The organism is Veillonella sp. T11011-6, assembly GCF_002959755.1.
Taxonomy (GTDB): Bacteria; Bacillota; Negativicutes; order Veillonellales; family Veillonellaceae; genus Veillonella.
The window spans coordinates 516,400-530,903 of the sequence record NZ_PPCW01000004.1 but is presented as its reverse complement, the minus strand read 5'-3'; the positions used below and the strand labels follow the sequence as shown (position 1 = coordinate 530,903).

Annotated in this window: 11 protein-coding genes; 8 read left to right on the top strand and 3 right to left on the bottom strand. The window is 37.4% G+C overall.

Annotated features, from left to right (window positions below; all coding sequences use genetic code 11):
• The first annotated feature begins 20 nt into the window (after positions 1-20).
• From mnmG to rsmG, 3 genes are all read left to right on the top strand, one after another.
• Positions 21-1,892 (top strand): tRNA uridine-5-carboxymethylaminomethyl(34) synthesis enzyme MnmG, encoded by a 1,872-nt coding sequence (gene mnmG / locus VRHSUH10_RS07135; protein WP_105089988.1) that lies wholly within the window; start codon positions 21-23, stop codon positions 1,890-1,892.
• Positions 1,893-1,942: 50 nt separating this feature from the next.
• On the top strand, positions 1,943-2,416 hold the full coding sequence (locus tag VRHSUH10_RS07130) for a hypothetical protein (protein ID WP_105089987.1): 474 nt from the start codon (positions 1,943-1,945) through the stop codon (positions 2,414-2,416).
• Positions 2,417-3,306: 890 nt separating this feature from the next.
• Positions 3,307-4,059, top strand: coding sequence for a 16S rRNA (guanine(527)-N(7))-methyltransferase RsmG (gene rsmG / locus VRHSUH10_RS07125; RefSeq protein ID WP_105089986.1), 753 nt, complete (start codon positions 3,307-3,309; stop codon positions 4,057-4,059).
• 148 nt (positions 4,060-4,207) lie between these two features.
• Here the strand turns inward: rsmG and VRHSUH10_RS07120 are convergent, their stop codons facing one another.
• The 3 genes from VRHSUH10_RS07120 to VRHSUH10_RS07110 form a co-directional block, all read right to left on the bottom strand.
• Complete coding sequence (locus VRHSUH10_RS07120) at positions 4,208-5,065, bottom strand: methylenetetrahydrofolate reductase (protein ID WP_024063815.1); 858 nt, start codon at positions 5,063-5,065, stop codon at positions 4,208-4,210.
• A 125-nt stretch (positions 5,066-5,190) separates the two neighbouring features.
• The gene (locus VRHSUH10_RS07115) at positions 5,191-7,626 is read right to left on the bottom strand and encodes a homocysteine S-methyltransferase family protein (protein ID WP_105089985.1); all 2,436 of its coding nucleotides are present in this window, start codon (positions 7,624-7,626) and stop codon (positions 5,191-5,193) included.
• A 49-nt stretch (positions 7,627-7,675) separates the two neighbouring features.
• Complete coding sequence (locus VRHSUH10_RS07110) at positions 7,676-8,443, bottom strand: methionine synthase (protein ID WP_060924860.1); 768 nt, start codon at positions 8,441-8,443, stop codon at positions 7,676-7,678.
• Positions 8,444-9,365: 922 nt separating this feature from the next.
• On the opposite strand from VRHSUH10_RS07110, the gene VRHSUH10_RS07105 reads away from it, so the two are divergent.
• The 5 genes from VRHSUH10_RS07105 (at position 9,366) to VRHSUH10_RS07085 (ending at position 14,431) form a co-directional block, all read left to right on the top strand.
• Positions 9,366-10,136, top strand: coding sequence for a ParA family protein (locus VRHSUH10_RS07105; protein WP_105089984.1), 771 nt, complete (start codon positions 9,366-9,368; stop codon positions 10,134-10,136).
• A gap of 146 nt (positions 10,137-10,282) precedes the next feature.
• Positions 10,283-11,212, top strand: coding sequence for a ParB/RepB/Spo0J family partition protein (locus VRHSUH10_RS07100; RefSeq protein ID WP_105089983.1), 930 nt, complete (start codon positions 10,283-10,285; stop codon positions 11,210-11,212).
• Between the two features lie 274 nt (positions 11,213-11,486).
• On the top strand, positions 11,487-12,740 hold the full coding sequence (hydF, locus tag VRHSUH10_RS07095; protein ID WP_105089982.1) for a [FeFe] hydrogenase H-cluster maturation GTPase HydF: 1,254 nt from the start codon (positions 11,487-11,489) through the stop codon (positions 12,738-12,740).
• A gap of 203 nt (positions 12,741-12,943) precedes the next feature.
• Positions 12,944-13,465: a DUF4446 family protein gene (locus VRHSUH10_RS07090; RefSeq protein ID WP_105089981.1), complete on the top strand. Its 522-nt coding sequence runs from the start codon at positions 12,944-12,946 to the stop codon at positions 13,463-13,465.
• Positions 13,466-13,477: 12 nt separating this feature from the next.
• Entirely contained in the window at positions 13,478-14,431 is a 954-nt protein-coding gene (locus tag VRHSUH10_RS07085) for a M23 family metallopeptidase (RefSeq protein ID WP_105089980.1), read from the top strand.
• Positions 14,432-14,504 lie beyond the last annotated feature (73 nt).

The window sequence follows — 14,504 nt, the reverse complement described above, 5'->3', positions numbered from 1 at the left end:
ATATAAGGAATTCAATTGATATGTACACAGTAGATAATTATGATGTCATCGTCATCGGTGGTGGTCATGCTGGTTGTGAGGCGGCCCTCGCCGCTGCCCGCATGGGTCATCGTACGTTGATGGCGACCATCAGTTTAGATAATATTGCGCTTATGCCATGTAACCCTGCCGTTGGTGGTCCTGGTAAAAGCCATCTTGTTTATGAGCTTGACGCTTTAGGCGGTCAAATGGGTATCAACGCAGATGCTACGGCTATTCAAATGCGTATGCTCAATATGGGTAAAGGCCCTGCCGTTCATTCATTGCGCTGCCAATCCGATAAAATCAAATACCAACATTTGATGAAACAAACCATTGAAAATACAGAAAACCTCAATGTTAAGCAAATCATGGTGACCGAGCTTAAGGTTGAGGACGGCAAGGTAACAGGTATCGTTACAGAACTTGGCGAATTCTATGGTGCTAAAGCTGTCGTTCTTTGTACAGGTACCTATTTGAAGGGTAAAATCCTCATCGGCGACATCGACTACGTAGGTGGCCCAAATGGTCAACGCGTAGCGGAACATTTTTCTCAATCCTTGCTCGACAATGGCATTGAGTTGATGCGCTTTAAGACTGGTACGCCAGCTCGTGTAGATAAACGTACTCTTAACCTTGAAAATATGGAGGTTCAAGAAGGTGATACACATCATCACTCCTTCTCCTTCATGGATGAATGGATCAACCGCAACGAAGACGTATGTTGGTTGACCTATACTAACAAAGAGACGCATGAAATTATTACAAGCAATATTCACCGTGCTCCAATGTATAGCGGTAAAATTGAAGGTGTAGGCCCTCGTTACTGCCCTTCTATCGAAGATAAAGTAGTGCGCTTTGCCGATAAAGAACGCCATCAATTATTCGTAGAACCAGAAGGTACAGGCACAAATGAAATGTACGTACAAGGTATGAGTACATCCCTTCCTATGGACGTACAATACGCGTTTCTTCGTACTATTCCTGGTTTAGAAAATGTAGAAATCATGCGTCCAGCATATGCTATTGAATACGATTGCTTGAACCCAACACAATTGACACCAGCTCTTCAAGTAAAACATATTGAAGGCCTCTATTCTGCTGGTCAAGCGAATGGTACATCTGGCTATGAAGAAGCGGCTGCTCAAGGTCTCATGGCTGGTATTAATGCAGCATTGTGGCTTGAAGGTAAAGAACCGTTCATCCTTGTTCGCTCCGAAGCATACATTGGTGTTCTCATCGATGATCTCGTAACAAAAGGTACAAATGAACCGTACCGTATGATGACGAGCCGCAGCGAATACCGTCTATTACTTCGCCAAGATAATGCAGATATGCGTCTCACTGAAAAAGGTCGTGTTATCGGTCTTGTAAAAGACGATCGTTGGGCTAAATTTACAGCTAAGAAAGCTGCTATCGAAGAAGCGATGGATATGTTGCGAAATACACCTGTAAATCCATCCAAGGAAACACAAGCTTTGCTTGAAAGTTTAGGTACAGCACCTATTAGAACAGGTATTCATGCCTACGATTTAGTAAAACGTAACGAACTCTCCTATGCTATCGTAGCCGATGCATTTGGTTTAAAACGCTATACACCTGACGTAGAAGAAGCTGTTGATATCTCCATTACTTACGAAGGTTATATTAAAAAGCAAATGGACCAAGTCGATAAGGTTCGCAAACTAGAAGAAAAAATTCTTCCAAAAGAATGGGACTATACACAAATTAAGGGCATTTCTCTTGAAGCTCAACAAAAGCTCAATAAAATCCGCCCTCACTCCATCGGCCAAGCAAGCCGTATCTCTGGCGTATCCCCTGCGGACGTATCTGTGCTGTTGATCCAACTAGAACAATACAATCGAAGCAAATAATTTTTAATAATGTAAAAATACAAATATAGTTTGAAGAGGAGAAAAATTTTATGAAGAGAGTAACTAAATTAATATTTATTATAATGTCACTTATCGCTACAGCTATAGTATTTGCTGGTTGTGGAAGTATAACTGCTGAAGATTTGACTGGTGAATATATTTTAGTGGATCACGGTAAAGAGACAAAAGAAGATGGTAAGAAATATTATTTAATGATTAAAGAAAAAGACACATTCTTTGAAAATAAACCTGCTATCGAAATTAGATTTACTAAACAAAGATACAATAAAAATTTAGATAGATATTATTATACAAACTCTGACTTTTATGTAGATGCTAAAACATTAAAAGAGTTCGATAGACAATTTAGACAATTTACATTAAATGATGATAAAACAATTGTTATTGATGATATACAATATAAAAAAATATCTAATAATAACGTAAATTTAAATGATACTAATTATACAGATAACGATATTTATAAAGAGTTAGACGTTCCAAGAGAAGTAATCTATTACTAATAAGGTAAAAGTATAATAAAATAAATCTACTTTTTTATTAATTACATACAAAAAGCTAGTTAATCTTGTGATTAACTAGCTTTTTTAGTTATAAGACTTCTCTTTCTTGATGCTCATCGATTTCGCGACCTTTGCTCATATAGTCTGGAGTAAATAATGATAGGCCCATTTTAAATAATATCCACATAAATTTTTGTTTCATGGGTACCACCTCCCTATTAATGGTAGTGTATCCATAAATAAGTTTATTCGCAAGTTTTATTTTTTATAGATGTAAAAGAATTCTATATAAGTAAATATTTGTATATTTATATGAATATTTATAAAACATATAGTATTCTATAATTAAAATATGTACACCAGGAGAATACATTGAGTGTACATTCAGAATAGACAAAATATTTTGTAAGTGAAGAAAAGTTCATGGTGATAAATTAGAAATAAACAGTGAAATGTAGTTGCTGAAAAGATGAATGATGAAATTGAAAAAAGATGGACCGATTTCTCAATATTGTTATTTAAATGATAATGATTGATTAATACTTCTTCTATCCTATGTTTAGATGGTGTTTTTAGAAAATATATCTATTTAAATGAGAATTAATTGAGAATATGCTATAATATAAAGAAAAATGACTTAAATATTTCGCTTGTATGGTCATTTTATTAGTTTTCATATATAACTTATATAAAATAGATTAAAAACGGCGTAGAACGCAAATTTTTGAGTTTTATAGCCTTTGAAATAAGAAATACTATTCTTATAACTTATTATATTATTAATTATCTGGATTTGTTTATATGATCTACCATATGACATGAGATTTTCTAACTATGTGTCGATTACTTTCACTATCATATAAATATTGGATAATTCATTAGGAGCACTTATGAAAGAAAAATACGATGTGCCTATTGCGCCTGAGTCTGAATTTGTTTCATATATGATGGAGCAAATGAGCGAATTTGGTTTGCCTTGTACGGAAGATCAAGCAAAAGACTTTTACGTGTATTATGCGCGCATGATTGAAACAAATAAATATCTGAACCTCACGGGTATTACAGACATGAAAGAGGTTGTGGTGAAACATATGATCGATTCCCTCTCCTGCTATGACCCACATATCATCAAATCTGGTATGTCCATCATCGATGTTGGTACTGGCGCTGGTTTCCCAGGTATTCCTTTGGCTATTTACGACCGTAGCCTCAAGGTTACTCTGTTTGACTCTTTAAAAAAACGTCTTACCTTTCTTGAAACCGTTATTGATGAGCTACAATTGACGAACTGTACGACTTTACATGGCCGTGCAGAGGATCTTAGTCATCAAGATTACCGTGAAAGCTTCGATGTCGCTACGAGCCGTGCGGTAGCAAGATTACCTATTCTGTTAGAATGGACCGTACCATATGTAAAAGAAGGTGGCTACGTAATTGCTCTAAAAGGCGCCATCTACGAAGAAGAAGTGGGCGAATCTAATAAAGCCCTTAGCACACTAAAAGCTAAGATTGAAGAAGTACGCACTGTTACACTTCCAACCTTGGATGATAAACGAGCTATCTTGTACATTAAGAAAACAGGTAAAACACCTAAACAATACCCACGTAAACCAAAAGAAATTAAAGATAAGCCATTAATCTAATGTATGAATAAAGGATGCAAATCTATGATTTGCATCCTTTTTCTTTTTCTCTAGGCTTATTAAATAAAATAAACACCTTTCCCTAAGGACGACTTAGGATTACTATGGAGTCCATGGGAAGGGTGTTCTATGATAATCTCACAATGACTTATACGTGATCAATGATATGTAATGTTGTATCGATATCGTTTAAAGGCATAATATGTACGCCTGCAGCGATTTTTTTGATTTGTTCCAATGTTTCGATAGCGATTTCTGTACCCGCTTCTTTACCGCCCTTTTCTACGCGGTCTAGGATTTCTTGTGTAAGGTTGATCCCAGGCACTTTTTCGTGTAGATATGTGGCCATTTTGAAGCTTTTAAGTGGAATTAAACCGAGCATAATAGGCACATCGAACTCAGACATTTTATCGATGTAGCGTTTTGCTTGTTCTAAATCGTAAATTGGTTGTGTTTGTACGAAATGCGCACCATTTTTAATTTTAGCAGCCAATTTTTGACGTTCAATTTCTAAATCTGGCGCACCAGGGTTACCAGTAGCACCGATGTAGAAGTTTGTAGGCTCGTCTAAGTCATTACCTGCCAAGTCTTTGCCAGAATTCAAAGTTTTAGCGATGTTAAGTAAGCCCATGCAGTCTACTTCAAATACGGATTGTGCAAATGGATGGTCCCCATTATCTGGTTTGTCACCAGTAAGGGTTAAGATATTATTTACGCCAAGTGCTGCAGCGCCAAGTAATTCGGATTGTAAGCCGATGATATTACGATCGCGGCATGTAAGGTGGAAGATAGTTTCGATATCTTTATTGTGTTGTAACAAATAAGACAAGGAAATTGGGCTCATACGCATTTTGGACATAGGGCTGTCAGCGATGTTAATAGCATCTACCTTACCTTTTAAACGTGCTGCTTGGTCAAATACTTTTTGAGCAGAACTACTCTTTGGTGGGTCTAATTCAACGGTGATGGTGAATTTCCCTTGTTGATGTTTCTCTCTTAATGTCATCATGTACCTCTTGATCTATACATATGGTGAAAGCTTATCTGGTTTAATCTTTTAAGTGGTTTTCACCATCAAAATAAGTTTTTAAGATGAGCTTTCACCTTGTTTTGTGTCATGTTAATTAGAAATTATTTTTCTAATGTTTCAAAATAATCATTTGCGTGGTTAACGGCAGCGATACCATCTTTAGCATAGATATCTGCGCCCGCTTGGTCTGCGTAGTCTTGAGATACTACGGCACCACCAACCATGACCTTAGTGTTAAGGCCTGCAGCGCGGATAGCAGCGATAGTATTGTCGATTTGAGGCATTGTTGTAGTCATCAAGGAACAAATACCAACGAGAGCCGCCTTATTGTCTTTAATCGCTTGAACGATAACTTCTGGGTCAACGTCCTTGCCGAGGTCGACGATTTTGTAACCATTGTTTTCAAGCAAGGCTGCTACGATGTTTTTACCTAAATCGTGGATATCGCCTTTAACAGTAGCAACAACGACTGTACCTTTATCTAAGCTTTCACTAGCAGGAATGATTTCTTTAATAGTGTTGAAAGCAGCTTGCATTGTTTCAGCAGCGAGCATTACTTGTGGTAAGAATAATTTACCAGAACCGAACTTATCCCCTACTACGTTCATCGCTTCAGATAAGCCTTTTTTCGTAATATCTAATGGGTCCATGCCATCAGCTAACGCTTTTTTCACAAGATCAACAATGGCTTCTTTTTCGCCTTGTTCTACGCAAGCACGGATATTTGCTAATGGATCGTTGCTGTCGAAGGATTTCTTTTCAGGACCTTTTGGAGCAGCGTTACCAGGAGCACTTGTTTCGTCTTCATAGCCGTATTCTTTAATGAATTCTGCAGAACCTGGGTCCCAGCCTAATAATGTTGTACTAGATACGAACGCTTTTTTAGCTGGATAGTTTAATGGGTTCATAATTGGTGTTGTTAAGCCACATGCCAAAGCCATTGTTAAGAATTGGCCATTCAAGTAAGGACGTTGTGGCATACCGAAGGAGATGTTAGACAAGCCCATTACTGTTGGGAAGCCAAATTTCTCTTTGTATAACTGTAATGTACGCAATGTTTGGCGTGCACTATCTTCACCGCTAGCAAGTGTTAATACCAATGGGTCAAGTAATAAGTCATGTGGTTGAAGACCATAACCATAAGCACGATTTACGATGCTTTCAGCTAAAGCAACGCGGTCCTCTGCTTTTTCAGGTAAATCACCACTGCAGATTGGCAAGCAAAGTAAAGCTGCACCATAACGTTTAGCCAATGGCATAACGTGAGTGATGGACTCCTCTTCCCCGTTTACGGAGTTGATAAGAGCGCGGCCTGGGTAGTTTTTAAGAGCTACTTCCATAGCTACTGGGTCCAATGTGTCGATAGACAATGGAGTTTCAACGAGCATGGATAATTCGAAGATAGCACGTTCCATCAATGGAGTTTGGTCCATACCAGCTACACCCATGTTTACGTCGAGGATGTCTGCACCCGCTTCTACTTGGTCCAAAGCGTCTCGTTTTACGCGGATGAAAGAGCCATCGCGTAACTCTTGAGCAAGAACTTTACGGCCTGTAGGATTGATACGTTCACCAATGATAAGAGGTTTTGTATTGTGACCTAATTCTAACAATTTAGTACGGCTAGTAATGATTGTTTTAGGTTCTACGTGAGCACGTTCCTTAGGTGTATGTGCTTTTACAGCGTCAGAAATTGCTTGAATATGAGCTGGTGTTGTACCACAGCAGCCGCCTACATAGCTTGCACCTGCATCTACGATTGGAAGCATCAATGGACCCATTTCTTCTGCTGTAAGTGGGAATACAGTTTGTTTATTGATTAATTGAGGCATGCCTGCATTTGGTTGGCAGATAATTGGCAAGTTTGTTACGCTTGCAATTTCCTCAATAAGAGGTGTGATTTGTTCAGGTCCAAGGGAACAGTTAATACCAATAATATCAGCACCCATAGCCTCTACGATAGTAGTTGCAACTGCTGGTGGTGTACCTGTAATAGTACGACCGTCTTCACTGAAAGAAAATTGACAGATGATTTGTACATCTTCTTTTGTCTTTCCTGCTGCTTCACGAGCATCAAGAGATGCTAATAAAGCGGCGCGCATTTCTTGTACGTCGATGATAGTTTCAATGATGATGAAATCTACGCCACCTTCGATCAATGCTTCAGCTTGTTCGCGGTATGTGTCATAAATAGAGTCAAAGCTCATGTTGCCCAATGGTTGTAAGAAACGACCCGTAGGACCCATAGAACCGGCTACACGTGCAGATGGTTTAAACTCTGCAATAGCATCTTTTGCTACCTTTACAGCGGCAATATTAATTTCTCTTACACGATCTTGTAAGTCGTAATCTTCTAATTTAAGACCACAAGCACCGAATGTATTTGTTGTGATAACATCACTGCCGTGTTGTAAGTATTGAGCGTGAATATTCTTTACTACTTCTGGTTTTTCTACGTTAAATAATTCTGGACAATAGCCCTCTTCTAAGCCTGCAGCTTGAAGCATTGTGCCCATAGCACCGTCAAATATATACATAAACATCTTCCTTTATCATCCTAAATTTTATAATGTTTCACGTGAAACATTATTCTGTTGGTTGGCCTTTCATAGCGATACCAGAGGCTTCGGCTGTTGTTTTGTTACAGCCCTCTTCGCCTTCGTTATTAGACGTTACAGTCGCCTTTTCTGGTAGTTTACGAGATGCACAATCCTTTTGAGAACAAGATGTGCAACCACGTTTTGTTTTGATGTCTTCGTTAGCTGGCATCAAACCAATGATAGCTGTTACAGACTTACGTGGGAACAATAAATAATTCTCTGTTACTTGTAAGCCAATCATCTCTGTTTTGATGATTTTAGCTAGTTGTGGTTGAATTTCTAATGGCCAGTTACCATAGCCAGGGCTAAAGCGCCATGTTGGTTTATAGCCTTGCTTTTTAGCAATTGTATTGATAACTTCGTTTACTTGATCTGCTACTTGTTCTACTGCTGTTGTAGCCGCTGCATCAAGTAACAAACCTACAGTGTAATTACCTTGTTTAAATAACTGTTCACTGCGAATTTCTACATCTTCACCTACTGTTACGCCTAATACATAGACCTTTGTAGACTTTTCTAGATGTTTTTCAATGATGGAACCTTCGATTTTAAGCGGTGGATTGCTCAAAATTGTCTTTGTTTCAGCATCATAATCATATTCTTGATATACACCTTTAGGTGTAGCTAATAACTGGATTTCTTTACATGCTTCGTCTACATAATTTTGAGGAAAATCCTCTGCATGACGAAGTCCTGCGTATCGTTTTACTTCTGCTTTATCGATGGCAGGAAGCATTCCGTTATAAATGGGCATGGAAACGCCTCCTTTTCAAAATAAAAAGCTCTGCGTATCCGTAGAGCGTGTACTTAATATTAGTATATTGTTTATAGATTAAATCAATCTTTATAATGATCTTTTTCATGCCTATAAATATAATTACTATCTATTTAATAGTATATAGATATCACCAATGCCTGTCAAAGCATATAGGGCCTGTATTCTCATATAATTTAGTAGTAAATTGGTATAACTTAAAGCTATATCAAAATATATTTTAATCCTAAAAGTTATAAATATAATTGTTTTAAGTATTATATCTATTATATCTATTATATCTATTATATTTGCTTCATGATCTTACTGTTTTATTTCTAATTGTTTCACGTGAAACAATTGAATTATTTTTATTAGCTTAACTATTTCAATTAGCGGATTGAATTTTTAGGTTAGTTATATATTTTAGATTAGTTGGGTTGTAATTTTTTTAGCTTAGTTATTTCAAAATAAAACTGTGTGAAAAAATATGTGTAAAAATTATAAGTTGGTATATATTTATATACCAACTCTGTTTTTTTTACTATAAAAAATTTATGTTAAAAATATGTATTGAACAACTATAAATTTACGTTTTGAGTAACTATAAAATTTTGATTATCTATAAATGTTTCACGTGAAACATTTATAGATAAGTTTTTACTCAAATATATTTTGAAAAATTAAAAGTAAATTGTTTCACGTGAAACAATCAAGGTATATAATTATATAATTTAAAGGAAATATAGCACATTGGGTCTATATATTTGCTGATATAAACTATATAATTTTTGAAATAATGTGTATGATAGATGAAATTATAGATATTTTTCTGGAATTTGATTTGTAATTACCGTAATTATCGTTGTTTTATGTTATAATTAAAAAGAAATATTTTGAACGAACATGTGAGGTGAATTAAGTGGGCAAAGTTATAGCTATTACTAATCAAAAAGGCGGTGTTGGTAAAACAACAACATCCGTGAATTTGAGCGCTTGTTTGGCTGATGCTGGTAAGAAAGTATTGCTTGTTGATTTAGATCCACAAGGTAATGCTAGTTCTGGTTTAGGCATTGAAAAAGATGATTTAGAACTCTGTGTACATGATGTTCTAATCGATGGTGAACCTATTGCTGATATTGTTCAGCCTACAATGCTTAAAAAGCTATTTGTAGCGCCTGCAACGATTCAATTGGCTGGTGCTGAAGTAGAACTTGTTTCCGTTATTTCACGTGAAACAATGTTGAAAAAAGCATTAGCACCGGTACGCGATGAGTACGACTTTATTATCATTGATTGTCCGCCATCCCTTGGTTTACTAACATTAAATGCTTTCACAGCAGCAGATAGTGTATTAATTCCAATTCAAAGTGAATTCTACGCATTAGAAGGGGTTAGTCAACTTGTAAAAACCATAACTATTGTGCAACAAACATCTAATAAAGAACTTGAAATTGAAGGTGTCTTGTTAACTATGTTTGATGGTCGTACAAATTTATCTATTCAGGTTGCTGATGAAGTGAAAAAATTCTTTGGCAATAAAGTATATAAGACTATTATTCCTCGTAATGTACGTCTTAGCGAAGCTCCAAGTTATGGTGAACCAATTATCGTATATGATCCAAAATCTAAGGGTGCTGACGTATATACTAAATTAGCTAAAGAAGTAATCAAAGCATCAAAAGCTAAATAAATGGTTATATATAGCTGAAAGAGCTAAATGGCTAAGTGTTTAGTTAAACAAATGTATGAGATTAGTAGAATTAATGCATTGGCTATTAAATAATTGAGTGTTATAGATTGATATAGCCACTATATGTAAGGTGAGAGAGGTTAGTTATGCCTAGAGAAGTTAAAAGTAAGAAAAGTAAATCATCTGGCTTGGGGAAGGGCCTTGGAAATTTAATGAAGGTGGACACTGTAGAGTCTGTGTTACCTGAAAAGGAAATTCACGAATTACCAATTTCCGAATTAGTTCCAAATGTAGATCAACCTCGTAAAAGCTTTGATGAAGATAGTTTAGCCACATTAGCTGAGTCTATTAAAAATCTTGGTATTTTCCAACCAATTGTAGTACGTAAACAAAAGAATAAATACCAAATTGTAGCTGGTGAACGTCGTTACCGTGCCGCTATTATTGCAGGTCTAGAGACAGTACCAGTTGTTGTAAAGAAATATAATACAGAAGAAATGACAGAGGTAGCCCTCGTTGAAAATTTACAACGTGAAGGCTTAGATCCAATTGAAGAAGCTTTGGCATACCAAGGTTTAATGGATACTTACAAACAAACACAAGAAATGATTTCTGCTCGTTTAGGTCGCAGTCGTTCTTATATTGCAAACATGGTTCGTTTGTTGAAATTATGTGATTCTGTCCAAAAAGACCTTATCGAAGGTGACTTAACGGTAGGTCAAGCACGCCCGTTATTGGCGTTGCGTAGTGCAGCACAACAAATTGAAGCTGCTGAACGCATTAAAGAGGGCGAATTAAGTGCCCGTCAAGCAGAGGCTCTTGTGAAGTCTATGCAAAATAAAACACCAAAGGCAAAGACTGCTAAACCACAAAGTACAGCAGAAGTACGAGCACTTATGGATCGTTTAAAACTAAGCTTAGGATCCCCTGTAAATATTAAGTTCCGCGCTGGTAAAAAGGTACAAGGTAAGATAGAAATTGCCTTCTCCTCTGAAGCAGAACTAGAACGACTCATTGCTTATATGGATGGTCAAGACCATACAGATGATACTGAAACTGTAGAATTTAGAGTATAATTGCTTAGCAATAGCAATAGCAATAGCAATAGCAATAGCAATAGCAACAGCAATGCATGACTGTATACTCTTTATTACTACGTAATTACTATATATAGTGGATTTTTAATTAAATAACATAATTGGTATACTAAATTTGATATCGAATTACATAAATTTAGTAATGACAAATTGAACACAATTCTGTATAATGTAAATACAATTTACAATCCACGGTGAAAGCGTAGTCTACGGACTGCGCTTTTACTGTTATGTTAAGTAACAAGGATAGACTATGGAACAAACACCTAAAGCAAACCGCGTGCATATAGGCTTTTTTGGCCGTTGTAATGCTGGTAAGTCTACATTGATTAATATGTTAACAGATCAGCCTGTATCCCTCGTATCTGAGGTGGCAGGGACAACGACAGACCCTGTGAGCAAATCTATGGAGATTTTGCCACTAGGACCTGTAGTGATTACCGATACAGCTGGTATAGACGATACAACTGAATTAGGTACATTGCGGATGGAGAAAACAGAAGAGGTTGTGAAAAAGATTAACCTCGCTGTTTATGTACTTCGTACCGATGAAGAACCAACTGCTGATGATATGCACTGGTTAGGGCTTTTAAAACAAAATAATGTGCCTATTGCATTATTTATCAATGAAATTAATGCAGAAAATAAAGAAGTAAATCAAGAAGAACATAAAGTAGATGCATCTGCTTATGTTGAAACTCATAAGGGATTGTCTGAATTAGCTACCGTAATTGGTTCTGCTGATTTTACATCTAAAGCTAAACGTTTAGAATTACTCGATCTTCTGGGCGGATTAACACCGCTTGATGTAGAAGGTGAACAAACTTTATTACAAGGATTAGTAGAAGAGGGGGATACAATCATCCTCGTATGCCCTATTGATAGCGCAGCGCCAAAGGGCCGTCTTATCTTGCCACAGGTACAAACGATTCGAGAAATTCTTGATTACAAAGGCTTAGCGCTAGTGTGCCAAACAGAAGAGTTACCTGCTATGATCAACTCTCTTAAGAACCCACCTAAGATGGTTATCTGTGACTCTCAAGCCTTTGATCGAGTTGATGAGTTAACACCTAATACAATTCCGTTGACGTCGTTCTCTATCTTGATGGCCCGCTTTAAAGGAAAATTACAGGACTTAGTAGCTGGTGTAGAGGCAATTAAGAATTTGAAAGCAGGCTCTAAGGTGCTTATCAGCGAAGGCTGTACACATCGCCGTCAATGCGATGATATTGGAACCGTAAAAATTCCTAATCTTCTTAAGAAGCAAGGTCATACAGATTTACAGCTAGAATTCACGAGTGGGGGAGCCTTCCCAAAAGATGTATCTCAGTATGATTTGATCATACACTGTGGTGCTTGTATGCTTACACGCCGTGAGGTATTACGACGCATTGAATGTGCCGTTGTACAAGGCACACCAATTGTAAATTACGGTGTACTCATAGCCGCTCTACATGGTATACTAGAACGAGCGATAAGCCCGTTTGTTGACGAATTAGAGGGCTAATAAAGTATTGTAATTTGTATCTAATACATATATGTAGATATAACCTTACATGCTTGTTATATGAATTGTTATATAGATATCGCTTATCTATATTAGATACATTAAATATATTAAATTAAATTGTATGCAGTCATTTAACTTTCACAATAAGAATGGTATAATTAAGTGTTGGAGTTTGAATGATTGTATAGGAAGGAATATACATGTTCGAATCGATTCAACCGTGGATTGGCATGGCAACCATCGTCCTTGTTATAGCGTTGTTAGTGTATTGTGTCATCTTACACATTCGCTTAGGGAGCCTTAAAAAGAAATACGATTTCTTTATGCAAGGGGACAATGGTGCGAGCCTAGAACGTAAATTATCTGTTGAGGTTAGCGAAATTCGCGATGCTGCTAAGGGTCTTGAGACTATGATGACCGAACAAGCGGCGATCCGCAATATTCAAAGCAATACGATACAAAAAATTGGCTTTATTAAATATAATGCCTTTGAAAATATCGGTAATGATTTGTCCTTTGCGCTTACATTGCTTGACGGCAACAATAACGGCATCTGTATCTCCAGTATTTACGGTCGTAATGAATCCCGTATTTTTAGTAAACCCATTGTGAAAGGTAAAAGTCTCGTAAGTCTTTCACAAGAAGAATTAGAGAGTTTGAACGAAGCGTTGGGCGAACGCACCAATGAGGAAGCGTTAACGAGCGCCATCGTTTCTAAATAAGGAAGGTTTGTATTGAAAGTACCGGCATTTATTTCAAACAAAGTTGAAAGAAATGGTGACAACTGCATATTGACATTAACAACGAAGCAGGCGAAAATAGCGACCATTGTTGGCTCTATCTTAATCATCGCGGCGTTGGTTCTCGGCATTTGGGGCATCGTGCGCCAAGCTGAGGTGATGCAATTACGTCAACAGACACAATTGCAATCGGAACAGCTGAAATTATTACAACAAAAGACAGATGTTCTAGATAAGAAAATTCAAAACTTAAATCAAATTAGCGAAGAAAACAAGCAAATGCTGAAGGGCGCTGAATCTGGCACACCATCTCAAGGTGGCGGGGACGGTAGCGACCCAAAGCAGCCAGCCGCTGATGAAAGCGAAGTAAAGACGCTGACGGCGGCACAATTATCAGCGCGTCTATCCAAAATGGACAAGGACGCACAAAAATTGCTAGTTAGCTTCTATACAATGCGTAATATCCTTCGAGATGGTGGTGCGCAAGACCTTATGGCTATGCAATCCATCAACTTCTCCGCTGGCTCTGGTGGTGTTACGAATAACACAACACCTAGTATCTGGCCGAGCAAGGGCGTTATTACCTCTCCATTTGGTAGCCGTGTGGATCCTGTAACGGGCGCTATCGGTGCATTCCATGAAGGGGTAGATATCGCAGATGACTATGGTACACCAATCGTGGCTACTGCTGCTGGTGTTGTAACCTTTGCAGGTTATACAGAGGGCGGTTACGGTAACCTCGTTGAAATCGACCATGGAAATGGCTTTGTAACACGTTATGGCCATAATAGTGCTGTATTGGTAACCGTAGGGATGAGCGTAAAACAAGGTCAAACAATTGCCTTGATGGGTAGTACTGGTAAAAGTACAGGCGCCCACGTTCACTATGAGGTACGCCTCAATGGATCTCCTACAGACCCTATGATTTTCTTGCCAATTAGCAACTAATAGGTAAAACCAATACTATATACGTAATATCCTTTACGATATATGTAACATAAAACATAATTCATAGGAAAAA